We start from the raw sequence: 18698 nt of genomic DNA on the forward strand, positions 1-18698 counted from the left end.
CTGCCGATTCCTCGGCGCACTGTGCTTTTTAGATAACAGACCTTTAAATACTTCTTGCTTATATTTTGTCAGCTTTTTAAGAATGAATGCTTGCCGTTTCAGTTGAACGTTTGGCTTCTTCCTTGATGGACTTTAGCTTTTTCATCATCGGATTGCCTCCACGTCCAAAGTAGTCGTGAAGACGGCTGTATTCCTCGTACAGCTTATCATACACGGCCGCGTTCTCAGGGATCGGCTTGAAGCTCTCGTCCCGTACACGCGCCATATGACGCGCTGCTACGACGATATCGTCGTACCCTCCAGCTTCAGCTCCCGCAGCCACTGCTGCGAACATGGCTGCACCCAACGCAGGAGTTTGGGTAGAAGCAGCGACCTTAATTTCCCGTCCGGTTACGTCAGCATAAATTTGCATCAAAAGACGATTTTTCTGCGGCAATCCACCGCACGCATACAATACGTCTACTGGCACGCCGTTATGATGGAATGCATCGATAATTTTACGTGTTCCGAACGCAGTTGCTTCCAGCAATGTACGATACACTTCCTCTGGCTTCGTCAGCAACGTATATCCGACAATCAGCCCCGTCAGGTTGGTGTCAACCAACAGAGAACGGTTACCGTTCCACCAGTCGAGTGCCAGCAATCCGGTTTCACCCGGTTTATATTCAGCCGCTTTACGCTCCAGCCATACATGGACGTTCACACCTTCCGCAGCTGCCTGCTCCTTCACTTCGCCCGGAACAGCATGTTCCACAAACCATGCGAAAATGTCTCCTACCGCCGATTGTCCAGCCTCATACCCGTAATAGCCCGGAATAATTCCGTTCTCTACAACGCCACACATACCTTCTACTTCTTTTTCTTCCTCACCGAGGAGCATATGGCAAATGGAAGTTCCCATCGCCATCACCAGCTTGCCTGGTGTGACGACGCCTACTGCCGGAACAGCCGCATGAGCATCCACATTGCCTACCGCTACTGCCGTTCCCGGGTTCAGTCCGAGTTTTGCAGCCATATCCTCTGTTAATCCACCCGCACGGGCACCCAATTCATAAATCTCACCGCGCAGCTTCGTATCCGTCAAATTTTCTAGACGCGGATCGAGCGCTTTGAAAAATTCACGATCCGGATAACCATCGCGATGATGGTAAATAGACTTGTAGCCAGCTGTACACTGATTACGTTTCAGTTCCCCGCTGAGCTGGGAAATTACCCAGTCGGTCGCTTCTACAAAGCGGTCTGTTTGATTATAAATGTCCGGTGCCTCGTTCAGAATTTGCCAAATTTTTGCGATCATCCATTCGGAAGAAATTTTCCCTCCATAGCGGGGCTGAAACGCCTCTCCGCGCTGCGAGGCAATGTCATTTAAACGGTCCGCTTCCTCCTGTGCTGCATGGTGCTTCCACAGTTTCACCCAACTATGCGGGTCATCTTTCAGGTTCTCGTCAAAGCACAACGGTTGTCCCTGCGCGTCAATCGGCAGCATCGTACATGCTGTGAAATCGATTCCGATCCCGATGATATCGTCTGGAGAAATCCCTGTCTCCTTCATAACAGCAGGTACGGAAGTAGTCAGGACTTCAATATAATCAGCCGGATGTTCCAGCGCCCAATCCATATCCAACTTGCGTCCGCTACCAGGCAATACTTCATCAATAACTCCATGACGGTAAAGTGTTACATGTGTAGCAATTTCAGCTCCGTCAGACAGGTCAACAATGACCGCACGGCCAGACTCCGTTCCATAATCGACACCAATTGTATACTTGCTCATTTGTGTGCCTCCTCCTTTATCGTTGACCATCATAAGCGTTCGCCCCATGCTTGCGCAGAAAATGCTTACCCAGCAGTGCCAGATCCATTGAGGTGAATTCTGGATTCCGAACGAAAGAACAGTACAATGCCAGATGTGTATGCGTATCTGACGAAGAGCGAACGCAAATAAACGCCTTGTAGATTCAGCACAATCAGTTGCTCCGCTTTCAGTTCTTCATAGGCCACGCCTTGGAAGAGCCAAATTGGCCTCCCATACTTCCTTTTTCAATTGTTCTAATATGTATAAGACACACCTTTTACTATCATTTCTGAAATCTGCAATGGAGGAGGTGACTGAAACTAACTTCAAATGGAAAATTACAGGAAGGTCTTAACGACCCTTTATCCTTGGTTCCGCTTTCATTATATGCTTGTACGTACAACTTAGCTAGTCTTTTTTATGTATTTTCTCGATAGATTTATGTACTCATTTTCAGAAAAAACATAGCAAAAACAGTCTATTTCTGCAATCCAGAAAACAGACTGTTCGGTATGGCGAAAAACATGCCCATCAAATATTAAGCGTTGAAGCTGTACACTTACTAACTTGTCCTTACATGTTAAGACTGATCTCCCTGCCTAGTTTTGTTTTCTCCAGGCATTACCTGAACAGGCCCCGTAGATTCACGAACGATGAGCTCAGGCGGTAGAATTAACTGACGATCTTCTTCATGGTACCCCTTCTCTTCAATCATCGACAGCATGGTATCGGCAGCACGTAACCCCAATTCTTCCTTTGGATGTCGAATTGTCGTTAGCTTGATTTCCGTTGCTGTCGCCAAAAATGAATCATCAAACCCAACCAGCGATAGATCATTGGGAATGTTCAGGCCCGCCGAACGTACAATATCCAGGAGTCGAACAGCCAACTCATCATTATAGGTCACCCATCCAGTAGGACGCTCTCCCGCCTCCATCGCCAGCAGCCTCGACGCACGTTGTAGCGGAATCTCATTTTTTTCTTCTGTCCGGTAAGTCGTTACTGCGTTCGGGTGTAATGTCACTCCATATTTGCGGTGAGCGGCCACAAATCCCTTCATACGAAGAATCCCCTGCATATCATCGGTTTTGAAAAACCCAGCCAAGCGTCGATGTCCCAGCTTAATCAGATGCTCGGCCGCCAAAAAACCACCCTTTTCATCATCTACCCGCAGACATGGCGCATCCATTTCCTCATAACGCGCATTGATCATCAAATAAGGAATTTGGCGATTTTCCACGGTTAAATAATAGTTCAGATTGGGGTTACGCTCTCCACTTTTGGTCGGTTCAATAATAATTCCGCTCAGCGGTTGACTTAACAGCATTTCTAGGCACTGACTTTCTTGCTCAGGGTCATTACCTGTGCTTGACAGCAGCATCTTGTATCCCTGGCGACTCAATTTGGATTCAATTCCCTGTACAATGGATGGGAAAATATAATCCGATATATAGGTTGTAACGACTCCAATCGTCTTTGGATCTTCGGGCTGCTTGCTGTCCCGTGTCGCGACAAAGGTTCCCTTGCCCTGCATCCGAAACAGCCAGCCTTCCTGCACCAGCTCACCCAGCGCCTGACGCACCGTTTGCCGACTAACGGCAAATTGCTCAGACATTTCATGCTCAGATGGAAGCTGGCTTTGTGGTTCCAGTTTAGATGAATGAATCCAGGACAAAATTTCCTGTTTAACTTGTATATATTTGGGCGCCATAATTTCCTCCGTACTTGCAATATCGTGTACCTGTTCATATTCCACGATTATAGCATACCGTTCATTTGTACATACAAATGTTACAGGAGCAGGATATCGTCGTATTGCTGCCGGAGGTGTAAACCCATTCACTTATCCCTTCCTTGCCACACATAACTGGCCGAATATCTAAGGACAATTTGTGTAGATGTTGCACATTACGAACGAAGCAATTGATGTTCATTCATATACTTAAGTCCAGTATAGCGATCACGCAAGGTATGAGCCGTGCGCAATGCACGAGCGAGCTGTTCCTCCGTAACCCCGAGCTCGGCAATGGTAGATGGGCCTCCGACCTGAGCCAGCCATGCGCGCATCTGCTCCGACGTAGGCAATTCCCGATACACCTTAAATGCCTCTACATCCTGACTGGCTGCTAAATCCCTGTACAGGTCAGACAGCAATGCGGATGCTACGCCCACTTTGGCACCATGCAAAACTTGCTTGCGTCCCTCTGCGATAAAATCCATTTCAATTCGGTGGGAAATATGGTGCTCTCCCCCTGACGCTGGACGGGAATGATCTATCATCAGCATCGAAATACCGGATGCAATCAGCGCATTCATCAATACCTCGACCCCAGCCTTGCTACCTGCCGCAATCTCGTCGACATGCTCTACACAGTCACGCAGAGCCTCCTCAGTAATGCGATTAGCCACAGGTGAATACGGCTCGTTTCCCAAATCTCTGGAAACATGCCAGTCCGCTAGTGAGGTGAACTTACCGAGCATATCGCCAAAACCGGCCGCAGTCATCGTCTGTGGCGCATTTGCCAGCACGGACAAATCAGCAAAGATCGCCTCTGGCGGAACTGCTTGGAATGTCTGCTTGCTGCCGTCCACAATTAGTGGTGCGCCTGCGGAGGTAAAACCATCCACCGAAGCAGCCGTCGGTACTGACAAGAACGGACGATTCATTTTATAACATACGAAGCGAACCAGATCATGAATTGTGCCGGAGCCTACAGCAAGTACAGCCTGACTCTTATCCACCACACCCAGCAGCACTTTCATAATATAGGTTTCATCAGCAATGACATCCCCTACAGCATTCTGAGGTAAGCGAACTACATCAACTGTCAAACCTGCCTCACGGATCAGCTCAGCCACTTTTTTTCCTGCCGCCGCCGAAGTATGCTCATCTTCTACCAGAGTTACATGACGATAATCCAGTTGGTTCAAATAAGGAACAACAGACTCCAGTGCTCCATCTCGTACCTCGATACACAATTCAACCTTTCGGTGAGGATGGTCAGCGTTACTAGCCTGCGCCTCTTCGTTCCACAGCTTGATCTGTTCATTCATATTCATTTCATCAGCCTCCTGAAAAAGGAATAATTTGCACAAGAATGATCCATAATGATTAAGAGATTCCGTTTGAAAACGATTACTATTTAATTGTACGCACAAGTGTGTGTCCAAGTCCAGCGAAAAAGTACAAGTTACTTTTTAATTTATATATTCGAAAGGAACATGTTTATGAAATTTGGAACGGATATTGCCTGCGCACTTGGTTTACTGGCAGGTACAACGTTTGGCAGTGGTATTGCATTTTTGTTCGGCTGGCAAGCCTATCGAGCTCTGACTTCTGTTGCAGTCTTTGGCGTAGCGGGGATTATCATTACCATTGCCGTTTTTCGCTTGCTGCACCGTAAGTCGCTTTCCACGTCTAATTCTCGATAAATGCTGTTAGTGAAACGAGTGCAACTTGTTTTTTGCCAATATACATAAAAAACGGGCACTCTTAAGCAATTGCATCGCTTGAGAGTACCCGTTTTTGTTTTACAAATATCACTTATGAAAGTGTATCAACCTATGGATTAACGTCTAATTCATAATCAATTTCATCAAACCCGAATCCAAATAATTGGAGGAAATCCAGACGGTATTGTTCGAGATCACCCAATTCAGATACGTTTTCTGTAGTGATTTCGGACCAAGCTGCTTTGACAGCCTGCTGCACATCGTCTCTCATTTCCCAGTTATCCAGCCGAATGCGTCCTTCTTCATCCGTTTCCACAGTGGACCCACTGTATAGCGTCTCGAACAGACGTTGTGCCTGCTCAATACATCCCTCGTGCAGTCCCTTTTCCTTCATGACCTTAAACAGCAAAGAAATATACAAAGGTACGACTGGAATAGCCGAACTGGATTGTGTAACCAAAGCTTTATTCACAGAAACGTAAGCTTTTCCATGATAACGCTCCAGTTGCTTTGTTAAAGTATGTGCTGTAGCTTCCAAATCATTTTTAGCTTGGCCAATGGTTCCTTTACGATAGATAGCCTCCGTAATTTCGGGACCAATATACGAGTAAGCCAGTGTGGTTACCCCTTCAGCCAGCAGATCAGCTTCTTCCAACGCTTTCAGCCACAAGGACCAATCTTCGCCACCCATTACCGTAATGGTGTTCTCAATTTCCTCCTGCGTAGCCGGTTCTAGCGTAATTTGTGATACGACACCTGTATTCGTATTCACTGTTTTATTAGAAAAAGACTGTCCGATAGGCTTGAGAACGGAATTAAAGGTCTCACCCGTATCGGGATGTGTCCGTCGCGGTGAAGCGACACTATATACAATCAGGTCTACCTTGCCCAGCTTTTCCTTTACCAGCTTCAACGTCTCCTGCTTAATTTCATGAGAAAAAGCATCTCCATTAATGCTTTCCGCTATGTAGCCAGCTGCTCTGGCCGCTCTTTCAAAGGCTACCGTATTATACCAGCCTGCTGAAGCCGTGCGCCCCTCTGATGCGGGACGTTCATAGGATACCCCTATGGTGTCCGCTCCCAGACCGAAGCTCGCAGCAATACGAGAAGCCAGCCCGTATCCAGTAGATGCTCCGATCACAAGCACCTTTTTAGCTCCTTGTATTGATGTGCTGTCTTTGATGTAGTTGATCTGACGGTTAACATGAGCCGCGCATCCTGCAGGATGTGCAGTCGTACATATAAAACCACGGATTTTCGGTTTAATAATCATTGCAAGGGTCCCCCTACTTTAGCATTCATTTAATATGGATGTAATGGTTGTCCAGTCATAACTATATAGCAAATCAGCTTGCGGCTCAACACATAACATAACACTTGAAGACAGCCGAAGAAAACTACCGTAAACATCATAGTCTGCAACGCTTTTTTACTCCACTATTCATTTTGAATCATTTTCTAACAACATCACATCTTCTCCTTGCTGTTGTCTTATTTGGATATTAGCCCTTCCCCAAGAACACATTAAGTCAATAATTTCATTTGCTGTAATTCCATATTCCGTTATATAATACTCCACTTTTGGAGGCATTTGATTATACACATGTCTACCTATGATACCATCCTTTTCAAGTTCGCGAAGTTGCTGTATAAGAACCTTTTGAGAAATGCCCGGAATACTACGCTGTAATTCACTTGTCCTTTTTCTACCAGACATTAATAAACAAATGATTAATGATTTCCATTTACCTCCGATGATCTCAAGTGTTGCTTCTATGCCTAAATTATATTGTTTCATAGTACCACCTCTTCAACGCTAAAAATAACAAAGTTTATCTAATTAATTTTATAATTGCGTATCTTCATTCTAAGTCCAATGCACACTTTCAAGTAACTATCTTACTTTATTGTGTGTATTTACTTTTTTTGAAGCATACAGAATAATAATAGAGCATCTACAAAGGCAAATATGTTACGTAAGAAAGGTGATTTATGATGAAAACTCTTGTGATTTTAGCTCATCCCCATATCGAAGATTCTAGAGTAAATAACAGATGGAAACGAGAAATACTTCAATATACCAATGAAATTACAATCCACGAAATTTATAAAGAGTATCCAAACTGGAGCATTGATGTTTTGAAAGAACAACAGCTACTTGAAGCACATAGTAATATTATATTTCAATTCCCTTTATATTGGTATAGTTACCCACCTTTATTAAAAAAGTGGTTGGATGATGTTTTTACTCATGGATGGGCTTATGGTTCACAAGGTGATAAGCTAAAAGGAAAGAAGCTAGGGATAGCCATGTCCATCGGCGATAAAAAAGAAAATTACTCACCTACTGGTTCCGTTTCTTTTACTGTAGATGAAGTTATAGCACCTTTTAAAGCAAGCGCAGTGCATGTTGGCGCGATAACATTACCCTATTTCGCTGTCTTCGGAGCCTCATTTCAAGCAAGCGACGAAGACATTAATCAGAGTGCAAAGGACTATATTAAATATATATTTCAGTATAAATAAAATAGTTATAATGGTACACGCATCTTAACCATATAAAAACAGGCTCTTGGTGGCATCCAGCCAATCCAAGAACCTGTAAATGTTAGGCTATGATGCGGTCGAGAGGACTCGAACCTCCACGGGGGTTAGCCCACACGGACCTGAACCGTGCGCGTCTGCCAATTCCGCCACGACCGCATATTATGTACTCACACCGATGTTTTTCAGTCACCGTAATTAAGATTATATCTTCCATAGAACATAAAATCAAGCCATTTTTATTTTGTATTTTCTATGAATCATTTCCGCAAATATAAGAAAATCACTGGATATCACAATCCATATATGGTAAAATGGGTCCATCAGGAAAGGAGGTGCGTCAACATCAATAATCACATGTTGAGCGTATCCCTTACCCGGTCCGTTATTCTCTAATTTACAGAGTTGACGGAGGCGCGGGATACGGATCAAAGCTTTAATTAAGCGTCACGGGTAGAAAGACCGTCCTCGGACGGTCTTTTTTATTTCAACATCATCTATAAGATTACATACTGCACTGTGAAAAGAGGAGATACGATGTCGATTAGACCCGCAAATGTGGAAGAGCTCAACGAGTTGGCAGCCATCTGGCTAGATGCTTCCATAGAAGCCCATCATTTTATTGCTCCGCAGTATTGGGCATCACAAGTTACCGAGATGGAAAACAGGTATCTTCCTCTCGCTCAAAACTACGTTATCATACAAGATGATCATAGCATTGGCGGCTTCGTCTCCATGTTGGATGGATACTTGGCGGCTCTGTTTATACGTGTTGATTCTCAAAGAAAAGGCTATGGCAAGTTACTACTAGATTGGATCAAGAAGCAACATGATGAGATTCAATTAAAAGTATACCAGTCGAACACGAAAGCATTTAACTTCTATACCAAAAATGGATTTACCATTCAAGCGGAATCTGTTGATGCCGAAACTGACGAGAAAGAATTTGTGATGGCATGGACAAAACATGAACGATAATGAAGCATCTTTAACTATATAGTCTTCTTATTTAACCTATAGACCTCGGTATATAAAATCTCTTTAAACGGAGCAAAATCCTGTTCAGCCAGCGCACCTGGATAGCTCATAATTTGAAGCCGCAGATCAGCCTGTCCTTCTCTTAAAGGGGGCTGTACATAGTCAAAATGGTTCAGATGAAACCCCAAACGTTCATAAAAACCAATTCTTCTCTGAGTCCATTCATCCACTGGTGGCTCAACCTCCAGTACTACCGGTTTACCGGACTGTGAAATAAACTTGCTCATAAGCTCTTTACCTAACCCGCCACCTCGTATAGCCGAATCTACGGCAATATGCTCTACAAACCGAAAATCTGTAAACTCCCATCCCGCCAAAAAAGCAATTATTTGCCCTTGTTCGTCCTTTTTGGTAAGTAAACGATAACATGGATGATGAAGCAGAGCCCTTTGTGACTCGGATGTTCTGCATTCCGTTTCAGGAAAAGAAGCCTCCATAATCGCATATACTTGAGAGAATTCTAGTTCATTCATTTATACTTTCAACTCCTCTAACGTTAACTTGTTGGTCTACTAATGTCATTTACATTAGGTCCCTAACCCTTTAGACCTTGTTTAATTCCATAAGCGTCAGCAATATGTGTTCCAACAGCTCTGGAATGTCTTCCATCTGATCTTCGTTAATTTGTCTGGAAAATCGGAGTTCAATCCTGTTTTGGTATATAGACGTCTTCTCTCCGTAAATCTGACTAAGGGTTTGTACCGGTCTAAGATCGGGCTTCCAAATTTCGGCCAGTATATTTTCAATCCGGCTGCATTGTGACTCAATCTCACGAATTTCCATGTAAAAACTCAGCAACAAGACACATCCCGGAACTTGATCTTTGATTTCCAAAATTTCCGCAGCCAAGTTGTTTAAATCCGCCTTTAGTTGAATCTCTGCTGTCACACTCGGGTGTTCTCTCAGTCTGAATTGGACAGCAAATTCACGTGACATCACGGACATTTCCAATCTGTCGATCCGCTGTGTAATGTCAATACGTGAATCCAAATTATCCAGATCGTAAACCGTATTTTCCATAGCCACTTTTAAATTATCAAAAACCGTAGGGTCGAACATGTACAATTCACCTCTGCCTATCGTTACAATTTATTATCCAACTCATGTCGAAGTTTGTTCTTAATCCAATGAGTATACCATATATATTTTCCTCCAAGAAACCTAACCTTTAAACAGAAGCCCTAGAAAAAACCTGTAAACAAGCGAAATGCAATTCCGTAACAAAATGTTCTATTATATTTATTTTATTGATAAATATCCCTTTTTATTATTCCAATTCCCTGGTTAATGATATACAATAAACTCGAGCGTAATTACTAATATATTCATATAAATGAATATAAATCACAAAAAAGGAAGGAAGTTTATCAATGAAAAAAATGTTGTTAACTTCATTAGGCCTGACACTTATGTTAAGTACTTCTGCCAGTGTCGCTTTAGCCGAAGAAGCAAATTCTGTACCAGTAGCAAAGGAATCAACTCTAACCTCTGTACTTGAATATAATGAACAGGAGCCAAATGATAGTTTTGAACAAGCTAACTATTTTTTTATAGGTGATGCTGTCATCGGTACCCTTGGTAAAGAGGTTCAAGGAGGCTGGGAAGCCTACGATGTATTTAAAATTAAGGTTTTTAGATCGAACGAAGTTCAGTTTATAATTGAAGGCGACCAATACCCTGATTCTTGGATGGAACTAACTCTTTACGATAGTAATGGTAAACGAATTAAACGTTCAAAAAACGCCCAATATTCTTTAAATGCTGATCTTGAAAAAGGTAAGGAATACTACCTAGCTGTCGATGTACCAGGACTTCAACCTGGAGGAAAGGTATTCGACTATAAAATCTCTACTGAAGTTATAAGGTAGCCTAAATAAATTTATGTAACTTTCCAAATAGTTAAATTATTATTTACTGCCTGCTGTTGTGTTGGATACATACAAAAGGCGCGTACAAAAATCAAAAAACTCTAACTACACCAAGAGCCTAGCCCCTTTTTTAAGGGGCTAGGCTCTTTTTTAAGGGGCTAGGCTCTTTTTTAAGATCATGCAATTGGTACACTCTGTTATTTCACATTACCCTTGTCTTACGACAAACGCGAGCTAAAGTCCTCGTAGGAGAACTGACGGATTACCTTAATGCCTTCTTCGTCGTTGTAGCTGGCGATGGCTGGCAGGTTGACTCCGTTGAACATGTGGTTTTTGACCATCGTGTAATGGGCCATGTCGCAGAATACAAGCTTGTCTCCCGGCTTCAATGGCTCTTTAAAGGAATAGTCTCCAATCACATCTCCAGCCAAGCACGTAAGTCCACCAAGTCTGTAGGTGTAAGCATACTCACCAGGCTTGCCTGCATCAATGATATTCGGACGATATGGCATAGCCAGCACATCAGGCATATGACATTCAGCCGAAGTATCCAGAATGGCAATATCCATTCCGTTTTTCATCGTATCCAATACGGTAGCCACCAGATATCCGGTATTCAAAGCAATAGCTTCGCCTGGCTCCAGATAAACCTGCACACCATATTTATCCTGAAAATATTGAATACAGCGTACCAGCGTGTCCAGATCATAGTCTTCTCTGGTAATATGGTGACCGCCGCCGAAATTGAGCCATTTCATATTCTTAATGTATGGCCCGAATTTCTCATCCACGACTTTAATGGTGCGCTCCAGCGTATCTGAATTCTGTTCACACATCGTATGAAAATGAATACCATCCACGCCATCCAGATCCTCAGGTCTAAAGTTAGCCAGGGTCACACCCATTCTGGAGTTGTTGTAGCAAGGATCATACAGCGGCGTTTCGATTTCCGAATATTCCGGATTAACCCGAATGCCGATGTCGATTTTTTTGGAAGTTACGCCTTGCACTCTGCTTTTGTAGCGTTTCAGTTGATCAAAGGAGTTGAAAACAATATGGTCAACATACTTCAATAGCTCATCAAATTCACTGTCAACATAAGCAGGTGCGTATACGTGAACCTCCTTGTCCATTTTTTCGCGACCAAGTCGTGCCTCGAACAACGAACTGGAGGTTACGCCTTTTAAGTATTTGCCAACCAGAGGAAAGGTCGAAAACATCGAAAATCCCTTAAGAGCGAGCAAAATGCTACAGCCTGTCCGCTCTTGGACGGAATTTAAAACCTCAAGGTTTTTGACAAGAAGTCTTTCGTCAACAAGATAACAAGGTGATGGAAGTCCTGTAATATCAATATTCATCACAGACCTCAATCAAGCAACGTTGGCGTAAAGTTCTCTTGCCATGGCAATCCGTGTTTATTTAGTGCTTCCATAAATGGATCTGGATCAAATTCCTCAACGTTGTAAACGCCTGGTTTTTTCCAGATACCTTTGATAATAAGCATTGCGCCGATCATGGCAGGAACACCAGTTGTGTAAGAAATGGCTTGAGAGCCAACCTCTGCATAACATTCCTCATGATCACAAACATTGTAAACATAATACGTTTTTGGTTTTCCATCTTTCACACCTTGGATGATGCAACCAATGTTCGTTTTGCCTTTTGTTCTTGGTCCCAGAGAAGCCGGGTCTGGCAAAATAGCTTTCAGGAATTGCAGTGGAATGATTTGTTGTCCTTCGTAATCAATAGGCTCGATCGAAGTCATGCCTACGTTTTGAAGTACATTCAAATGATTCAGATAATTGTCCGAGAACGTCATCCAGAAGCGGATTTTTTTCACGCCTTTAATATTCACTGCAAGAGATTCCAGTTCTTCATGGTACAAAAGATATATATTTTTCGGTCCAATTTCAGGAAGGTCGTATACCTTTTTCTCAGAAAGTGGCTCAGTTTCAATCCATTCTCCGTTTTCAAAGTAACGGCCCTTCGCCGTAATTTCACGAATATTGATTTCCGGATTAAAATTAGTTGCAAAAGGATATCCGTGGTCCCCTGCATTCGCATCCACAATATCAATCGTATGAATTTCATCAAAGTAGTGCTTTTGAGCATAAGCCGTAAATACTCCAGTTACGCCTGGATCAAAACCGCTGCCCAGCAGAGCTGTAATTCCTGCTTTTTCGAATCTTTCTTTGTAGGCCCATTGCCAGCTGTATTCAAACTTCGGCGTATCCGGCGGTTCATAGTTCGCCGTATCAACGTAATGAACACCTGTCTCAAGGCAAGCATCCATTATCGTCAAATCCTGATAAGGGAGAGCCACATTGATAACTACATCCGGTTGAAAGCTTCGAATCAAGTCAATGACCATGTCGGTGTTGTCAGCATCAAGCTGAGCCGTTTGTATCTTCGTACGACCTCCACCCAGCTTCTCTTTAAGCGCATCGCATTTCTCAACAGTTCTGCTTGCGATACAAATTTCTTCAAATACATCTGGGTTTTGGCAACATTTATGCACCACAACGCTGGCCACGCCACCGGCGCCAATAATCAATGCTTTTCCCAAAATAAATAACCTCCTTATTCCATACGCTAATCGCTAATCATTCTTGCAAACAAAATGATTATAAAGACATCCCACCAAATAATCAAGAAAAACGACAATTTGCTGTATCAAAATTCACAGGAGCATGTCACAAAAACTTTACAAATCCCAAAATTAGGCATAAAAACTTCGTAAAGTGTGCAGAAAACAAACATTACCCCATACATACCAGGGAAGTCAGCACGCATTTAACGGAAGTTTTTTTGAATATAATGCTCATAGCCCTAAAGAGTTAATATTATCTTATTTCTAAACAAAAGACCACCCCTCCGCATCCTATGAAGAAGATTCATGTGGGGGTAAAATTATGGGCTGATAGCGTAATGCCTCATCTACGATCTCTGCCGCACTCAAATCACGATCATCCCAGTAGATCAAATTACTGATCCCCGGATGGGGCGTATTTTGCATCACTATGGTCAGCATGCTGTCGATTTCCTCTTCTGTTCCCTCATCTCTGATGATTTTTTCCACCAACTGTATAAGCTCACTTCGGTTTAAATTTTGGAGTTCCTCGCTGGCTCGATCCAGACTCATGTAATCGCCCTCCTTTGTATTGAGTATGATCGGCATTGTGTGGCCCATCCTTTTTCTGTAAGCGCTATATGACCTATTATGGAGCTTTAAGAAGCGTTTATGATAAATAAAGCCGCCCCCAGTATGGGAACGGCTCTATACAGTAAAGCTTTTTAAACCATGATTTTGCAAATATCATTCGTGAATTCAACCGGATCTTGCAGCGGCAAGCCTTCGATCAGCAAAGCCTGATTATACAGTAATGCCGTATAGAGGTTTACTTTCTCCTTATCCGCGGCAAAAGCTTCTTTCAAAGAGTTGAACACCGCATGGTTTATGTTGATTTCCAGCACTTTATTCGCTTTGACATCGGCGTTATTAGGCATAGCGTTCAAGATTTTCTCCATCTCAATCGTCACTTCGCCGTCTGCGGACAGACATACCGGATGTGTCTTCAAGCGCTTGGAGGCTTTAACACTGGATACCTTGCCTTCCAGCAAGCCCTTCATGTACTCGAACAGCTCTTTGTTGTCGTTTTGTTCTGCCTCTGTTTCTTTCTCGTTTTCGTCAGGCTCAATGCCCAGATCGCCGCTCGATACAGATTTGAATTCTTTCTCTTTGTAGCTTAAGAGCATTTTAATAGCGAACTCATCAATATCATCGGTGAAGTACAGAATTTCGTAGCCTTTATCGGCCACCATTTCGGTTTGCGGCAGTTTTTCAATACGCTCGTTGGACTCGCCGGAAGCATAATAAATATACTTCTGATCCTCTGGCATACGTGATACGTATTCGTCCAAAGTAACCTGCTTTTTCTCTGTAGAAGAGTAGAACATGAGCAGATCCTGGAGAGTTTCTTTATGTCTGCCGTAATCGTTGTAAACACCAAATTTCAATTGTCTGCCAAATGATTTGTAGAATTGATCATACTTCTCCCGGTCATTTTTGAGCAAGGTCAGCAATTGGCCTTTGATTTTGCTTTCGATATTTTTGGCAATCAGCTTCAGCTGACGGTCATGCTGCAGCATTTCTCTGGAAATGTTGAGTGACAGGCTTTCGGAGTCAACCATACCTTTGACAAAGCTAAAATAATCCGGCAGCAGGTCAGGAGATTTTTCCATAATCAGCACACCGTTGGCATACAACTCCAGCCCTTTTTCATATTCCTTGGAGTAGAAATCAAACGGGATATTTTCAGGAATAAACAGAATAGCTTGGTACACTACCGCGCCGTCCGCGCTGACGTGGATATGCTGGAGCGGCTTGTCGTAGCCATAGCGTTTTTCCGCATAGAAATTTTGATAATCCTCGTCGGTCAGCTCGCTTTTGTTTTTTCTCCAGATAGGAACCATGCTGTTGATACGCTGTTCTTCTTCGTAATCCTCGAATTCGTTGTCGCTTCCCTCTTTCAGACGCTTGCCTGTAATATCCATTTTAATCGGATAGCGGATAAAGTCGGAGTATTTTTTAATCAGTGCTTTTAAACGATACTCGTCCAAATATTCGTCGTAGGACTCATCTTCGGTGTTTGCCTTGATTTTTAGAACAATCTCGGTTCCAACCTCGTCCTTCTCAGCTTCTTCAATGGTATACCCGTCTGCACCTGTGGATTCCCATATATAAGCAGTATCACTTCCCAAAGCCTTGGTAGTCACTGTAACCACATCGGCTACCATAAAAGCTGAATAGAAGCCGACGCCGAATTGACCGATGATGTCATGACCATCCTTGGATTCATTTTCATTTTTGAATGCCAGCGAGCCGCTCTTAGCAATAACACCCAGGTTATTTTCTAGTTCTTCCTTGGTCATACCAATCCCGGTATCACGCAGGGTTAGCGTTCTGTTATCCTTATCGGCAGTTACTTTGATATAATAATTTTCTTTGTCAAAGACCAGTTGATCATCCGTCAATGCTTTGTAATAAATTTTGTCAATCGCATCACTTGCATTGGAGATCAGCTCTCTTAGGAAAATTTCCTTTTGCGTGTAAATCGAGTTAATCATCATTTCTAGCAGACGCTTGGACTCAGCCTGAAACTGTTTTTTCTCCATTCGGATATCTCCTTTCAGATATGAACCTATGTAAGGCCAGCAGATATGAGCTATGCAAACGATTCAACTTTGTTAGCACTCCCATCATTCGAGTGCTAGCCTACCTTTTTTATAACATTCCTCATTTTTTATGTCAATATCTCGGTTGGCTGAGCAGTAAAATTACATTTTAGGAAATCGCTAGTGTCTAATGTGCTTAAACATCACGTTAAACATTTCGACAGAAGATGGAAACAGCCCCTGTACATGGGGAAGCAGATTACTCCTGATCCGCAGCTCATCCTCATTCAAATGCTGTAGGTCTTCATGAAAGAACCAAACAATAGGATAATCGCCGTCCTTATGTCTGCTGCCTGCATTTAAACAAACGGGACCCTGGTCGTCCTCTGCTATTGCAAAAGGAATGTAGCCTGCTGATAGCAGAGGTGACCATTGATCGAGCAAATCATAAAATGCCTTTAAGCCCTGACCTACAGGCAGACGTGGAAACTCAACAAACGTACAATCGCTCCAGTATACTCCCGGAATGGATTCATTATCGAATTGTAAAGATACATAATGGTAGGACATGATAAAACTCCTCAGCAGGGGCGGTAGCTCAAAATGGTATTTTTCCTCCATCTCCCGAACTTCCTGTTCAGTAATCTGCGAAGGGAGAGGCTTCCACTTGATCCATCCCTCCTCGTCGACATTCCCATCACGCATTTCAATCGGTACATTTTCTTCCACATCCATAAAAAAGGCTTCATCCATCTGAGCAAATAGTTCCTTCATGGATGTACGAATATCCGCTTTCTTGTCCATGTCCTCACACCTCTTTCCTTTCTATTCACATTTTGCATCATGGGTTAATGCCAAATGCCCTCTATCTGAAAATAGCATTGTAATCATGTGCTACTACACTTTTTAAGTTCAGCTTATCAGAACTTGCTTTTATCACCATTTGCGGAATATTAGTATTACCAGCGCAATGGCTCATAGTTCCGCCAGATCACCCAACGCGCTGTCTCGTGAATTCGCGCGGTGCCAATGCTATATTCATCCTTCGTGCCGCTCTGCAAATCAATCAAATGAAGCATACCGCCATACGTTCCAACCGCCAACATACCTTCATCAGGTGTAACTGCCAGCCCGGATATCGTACTGCCGACAAAATAGCGCCAAAGTTCACGACCCTCCCTGTCAATCAAACGGAGATAACCGTAGGCATCACCCAAAATAGATCCTTGTGTCAGCGCTGTTGCAGCGTATACTCGCATTTCTTCATTCATTATCGACCATTCTTCCTTATTCTGAGCAAGACCCTGCTCCACCTCAGCAATCGACACTTGAATGGTGGCACCGTTGTAGAAATGACAGGCATTGTACCAGACGTCCAGATCATCTTTGGAAAATAGAGCATAATGCGGATAACTAGAACTTGGCTCCAATGTATGCACCGTCTTATCGGACAGATCCATAAGCATATGCTCACTCATCTGGCTGCCGTAAGCGATCCAGCGTCCATCCCTCGACACAGCTCCATGAGCCATATCCACAATCGTATCTTCCAGCTCTAGTTCTCTTCGTTCAGACGCCTTAGGATGGATCAAATCCACCTGATCACCAGCCAGCAAATAAACGCCGTAACCACAAACCAGCAGAAGTCGCTGTCCATCGCCAAACGGAATCACTTCATCTAATATATCCTCAAGATGCTCCTCATCTCCCAAGCACTCCAGATCAGGAATGGATGCTTTTAAGCGTCCTTGTATATCCTTCCACTGAAAATGTGCTGTCTCTTCTCCTTGCAGATTTCGGTCCGGTTGACGAACAATACGAATCCCCTGTCCATCCACCAACGCAAAATAAGTCCCGTCCGGCGAACAGCCTACTCGATGCAGTCCGGGGATTTGCAAGATTCCATCTTTTCCCGTCACATAGATCGTCCCACGTTCCCGAGGATTGCCCGCATGTACAATGATTTCATTGCCTCCATTCACAAAAGCTATCGGCCTAACGGCTTGCAAAGCCTCCTCGAATGCTGGTGTAAGCGGCCAAGACGCGGCTGGAATTTCTCGACGTAACTGCTCCATTTCACCAGCCTGATTTGCCTCCTGAATCATACGAAAAATATCTTTAGCCATCTTGGGGCGTTCGTCCTGCTTTGGCTCTGATTGCTCCTGCTGCCATTCACTTTCCATGCCGACTCTGATAAATTCATTCACATCTGCGGCATACCTTTTTCCTTCCTGTCGCCACTTTGCTGCCATTTCATGATTACTCATTTGCTTCCCCCATCCAGTGTATGTATGCCCTGTTTGTTCTACAGGCTTTGTTCATTATGTAAGGTGGTTTCTCACCTTTGTCAGCACAGACCACAGGTCTGTCACTGCCTTCACCTCTTCATAGTCCAGATAGGCATCTCGTTTGTCATAGTATTTTACCGCCATAATCACCATCTGAAGCGTCACTGGCTGTCCAGCAGCCTTAAGGACTTCCACAATACTTTCGAAGGTCGCCAACTCAAACCAGGTTTGAACCTGACGATCCGGCACCCACTTGGGAATATACTCATCTTGTTCGTTGGTTACGGCTGTACCCTCCTCTGCACATTCCTCTAGCCAATGCTCATCCCAATAATAAATCGGTGTGTGAACAGGGTCCTGATCCCATTGATCCACATTCACATATAACCAGTTATTATGCAGTTGCCCCACGCTACGCACCAATTCCTGCAATCCTTCAAATACACGATAAGATGGGCGCTCTCTGCGACGGTAATCCTCAAGTCTTGTCTCATACCTGCTCATCTCCAACCTCCCGCTTCCTATATCAGCTAAACA

Annotated in this window: 18 protein-coding genes and 1 tRNA gene; 4 read left to right on the top strand and 15 right to left on the bottom strand. The window is 43.6% G+C overall.

Annotated features, from left to right (window positions below; translation table 11 throughout):
- Positions 1–76: 76 nt before the first annotated feature.
- The 3 genes from MKX59_RS18810 to MKX59_RS18820 form a co-directional block, all read right to left on the bottom strand.
- A complete protein-coding gene (locus MKX59_RS18810; protein ID WP_340858704.1) occupies positions 77–1774 on the bottom strand; it encodes a ribulokinase in 1698 nt (565 codons plus the stop codon).
- Between the two features lie 601 nt (positions 1775–2375).
- Positions 2376–3506: a GntR family transcriptional regulator gene (locus tag MKX59_RS18815; protein ID WP_340859005.1), complete on the bottom strand. Its 1131-nt coding sequence runs from the start codon at positions 3504–3506 to the stop codon at positions 2376–2378.
- Positions 3507–3703: 197 nt separating this feature from the next.
- Positions 3704–4855, bottom strand: a complete 1152-nt coding sequence (locus tag MKX59_RS18820; protein WP_340858705.1) for a sn-glycerol-1-phosphate dehydrogenase — start codon at positions 4853–4855, stop codon at positions 3704–3706.
- A 168-nt stretch (positions 4856–5023) separates the two neighbouring features.
- Here MKX59_RS18820 and MKX59_RS18825 point away from each other — a divergent pair, with 168 nt between their 5' ends.
- Positions 5024–5227: a hypothetical protein gene (locus MKX59_RS18825; RefSeq protein ID WP_069079879.1), complete on the top strand. Its 204-nt coding sequence runs from the start codon at positions 5024–5026 to the stop codon at positions 5225–5227.
- Positions 5228–5357: 130 nt separating this feature from the next.
- On the opposite strand, the gene fabV is transcribed toward MKX59_RS18825, so the two are convergent.
- A complete protein-coding gene (gene fabV / locus MKX59_RS18830; RefSeq protein WP_160789611.1) occupies positions 5358–6521 on the bottom strand; it encodes an enoyl-ACP reductase FabV in 1164 nt (387 codons plus the stop codon).
- A gap of 168 nt (positions 6522–6689) precedes the next feature.
- On the bottom strand, positions 6690–7046 hold the full coding sequence (locus tag MKX59_RS18835; protein ID WP_023987974.1) for a winged helix-turn-helix transcriptional regulator: 357 nt from the start codon (positions 7044–7046) through the stop codon (positions 6690–6692).
- A gap of 197 nt (positions 7047–7243) precedes the next feature.
- On the opposite strand from MKX59_RS18835, the gene MKX59_RS18840 reads away from it, so the two are divergent.
- Complete coding sequence (locus MKX59_RS18840) at positions 7244–7774, top strand: NAD(P)H-dependent oxidoreductase (protein WP_028542855.1); 531 nt, start codon at positions 7244–7246, stop codon at positions 7772–7774.
- A 93-nt stretch (positions 7775–7867) separates the two neighbouring features.
- Here MKX59_RS18840 and MKX59_RS18845 read toward each other — a convergent pair.
- Positions 7868–7951: transfer RNA gene (locus MKX59_RS18845), tRNA-Leu, on the bottom strand.
- A 378-nt stretch (positions 7952–8329) separates the two neighbouring features.
- On the opposite strand from MKX59_RS18845, the gene MKX59_RS18850 reads away from it, so the two are divergent.
- Positions 8330–8770: an N-acetyltransferase gene (locus tag MKX59_RS18850; RefSeq protein WP_028542856.1), complete on the top strand. Its 441-nt coding sequence runs from the start codon at positions 8330–8332 to the stop codon at positions 8768–8770.
- A gap of 14 nt (positions 8771–8784) precedes the next feature.
- Here MKX59_RS18850 and MKX59_RS18855 read toward each other — a convergent pair whose 3' ends face one another.
- A complete protein-coding gene (locus MKX59_RS18855; protein ID WP_028542857.1) occupies positions 8785–9303 on the bottom strand; it encodes a GNAT family N-acetyltransferase in 519 nt (172 codons plus the stop codon).
- Between the two features lie 70 nt (positions 9304–9373).
- Positions 9374–9889, bottom strand: a complete 516-nt coding sequence (locus tag MKX59_RS18860; RefSeq protein WP_028542858.1) for a hypothetical protein — start codon at positions 9887–9889, stop codon at positions 9374–9376.
- 311 nt (positions 9890–10200) lie between these two features.
- Between MKX59_RS18860 and MKX59_RS18865 the strand changes: the two genes are divergently transcribed.
- Positions 10201–10698 (top strand): hypothetical protein, encoded by a 498-nt coding sequence (locus tag MKX59_RS18865; protein ID WP_023987970.1) that lies wholly within the window; start codon positions 10201–10203, stop codon positions 10696–10698.
- A 218-nt stretch (positions 10699–10916) separates the two neighbouring features.
- Here the strand turns inward: MKX59_RS18865 and nspC are convergent, their stop codons facing one another.
- The 7 genes from nspC to MKX59_RS18900 form a co-directional block, all read right to left on the bottom strand.
- Positions 10917–12056, bottom strand: coding sequence for a carboxynorspermidine decarboxylase (nspC, locus tag MKX59_RS18870; RefSeq protein WP_028542859.1), 1140 nt, complete (start codon positions 12054–12056; stop codon positions 10917–10919).
- A gap of 8 nt (positions 12057–12064) precedes the next feature.
- Positions 12065–13264: a saccharopine dehydrogenase family protein gene (locus MKX59_RS18875; RefSeq protein ID WP_013309649.1), complete on the bottom strand. Its 1200-nt coding sequence runs from the start codon at positions 13262–13264 to the stop codon at positions 12065–12067.
- Between the two features lie 315 nt (positions 13265–13579).
- On the bottom strand, positions 13580–13840 hold the full coding sequence (locus tag MKX59_RS18880; RefSeq protein ID WP_023987968.1) for a bacteriocin immunity protein: 261 nt from the start codon (positions 13838–13840) through the stop codon (positions 13580–13582).
- Between the two features lie 152 nt (positions 13841–13992).
- Entirely contained in the window at positions 13993–15873 is a 1881-nt protein-coding gene (gene htpG / locus MKX59_RS18885; RefSeq protein ID WP_340858706.1) for a molecular chaperone HtpG, read from the bottom strand.
- Positions 15874–16053: 180 nt separating this feature from the next.
- Positions 16054–16677 carry an SMI1/KNR4 family protein gene (locus tag MKX59_RS18890; protein ID WP_053325132.1) on the bottom strand — a complete coding sequence of 208 codons (624 nt, stop codon included), beginning with the start codon at positions 16675–16677 and terminating at the stop codon, positions 16054–16056.
- 155 nt (positions 16678–16832) lie between these two features.
- The gene (locus tag MKX59_RS18895; RefSeq protein ID WP_340858707.1) at positions 16833–18140 is read right to left on the bottom strand and encodes a PQQ-binding-like beta-propeller repeat protein; all 1308 of its coding nucleotides are present in this window, start codon (positions 18138–18140) and stop codon (positions 16833–16835) included.
- A gap of 54 nt (positions 18141–18194) precedes the next feature.
- The gene (locus MKX59_RS18900) at positions 18195–18665 is read right to left on the bottom strand and encodes a DUF7716 domain-containing protein (protein WP_076264308.1); all 471 of its coding nucleotides are present in this window, start codon (positions 18663–18665) and stop codon (positions 18195–18197) included.
- Positions 18666–18698 lie beyond the last annotated feature (33 nt).

This window comes from Paenibacillus sp. FSL R7-0340 (genome assembly GCF_038002205.1).
Lineage (GTDB): Bacteria > Bacillota > Bacilli > Paenibacillales > Paenibacillaceae > Paenibacillus > Paenibacillus polymyxa_B.

Bases quoted from the DNA above. Each gene is read 5' to 3' on its own strand.
- MKX59_RS18825 (WP_069079879.1), top strand. From the start codon at position 5,024: ATGAAATTTGGAACGGATATTGCCTGCGCACTTGGTTTACTGGCAGGT.
- MKX59_RS18865 (WP_023987970.1), top strand. From the start codon at position 10,201: ATGAAAAAAATGTTGTTAACTTCATTAGGCCTGACACTTATGTTAAGT.
- MKX59_RS18895 (WP_340858707.1), bottom strand. From the start codon at position 18,140: ATGAGTAATCATGAAATGGCAGCAAAGTGGCGACAGGAAGGAAAAAGG.
- MKX59_RS18840 (WP_028542855.1), top strand. From the start codon at position 7,244: ATGAAAACTCTTGTGATTTTAGCTCATCCCCATATCGAAGATTCTAGA.
- nspC (WP_028542859.1), bottom strand. From the start codon at position 12,056: ATGAATATTGATATTACAGGACTTCCATCACCTTGTTATCTTGTTGAC.
- MKX59_RS18890 (WP_053325132.1), bottom strand. From the start codon at position 16,677: ATGGACAAGAAAGCGGATATTCGTACATCCATGAAGGAACTATTTGCT.
- MKX59_RS18815 (WP_340859005.1), bottom strand. From the start codon at position 3,506: ATGGCGCCCAAATATATACAAGTTAAACAGGAAATTTTGTCCTGGATT.
- MKX59_RS18810 (WP_340858704.1), bottom strand. From the start codon at position 1,774: ATGAGCAAGTATACAATTGGTGTCGATTATGGAACGGAGTCTGGCCGT.
- htpG (WP_340858706.1), bottom strand. From the start codon at position 15,873: ATGGAGAAAAAACAGTTTCAGGCTGAGTCCAAGCGTCTGCTAGAAATG.
- MKX59_RS18880 (WP_023987968.1), bottom strand. From the start codon at position 13,840: ATGAGTCTGGATCGAGCCAGCGAGGAACTCCAAAATTTAAACCGAAGT.
- MKX59_RS18900 (WP_076264308.1), bottom strand. From the start codon at position 18,665: ATGAGCAGGTATGAGACAAGACTTGAGGATTACCGTCGCAGAGAGCGC.
- MKX59_RS18850 (WP_028542856.1), top strand. From the start codon at position 8,330: ATGTCGATTAGACCCGCAAATGTGGAAGAGCTCAACGAGTTGGCAGCC.
- MKX59_RS18820 (WP_340858705.1), bottom strand. From the start codon at position 4,855: ATGAATATGAATGAACAGATCAAGCTGTGGAACGAAGAGGCGCAGGCT.
- MKX59_RS18835 (WP_023987974.1), bottom strand. From the start codon at position 7,046: ATGAAACAATATAATTTAGGCATAGAAGCAACACTTGAGATCATCGGA.
- MKX59_RS18860 (WP_028542858.1), bottom strand. From the start codon at position 9,889: ATGTTCGACCCTACGGTTTTTGATAATTTAAAAGTGGCTATGGAAAAT.
- fabV (WP_160789611.1), bottom strand. From the start codon at position 6,521: ATGATTATTAAACCGAAAATCCGTGGTTTTATATGTACGACTGCACAT.
- MKX59_RS18855 (WP_028542857.1), bottom strand. From the start codon at position 9,303: ATGAATGAACTAGAATTCTCTCAAGTATATGCGATTATGGAGGCTTCT.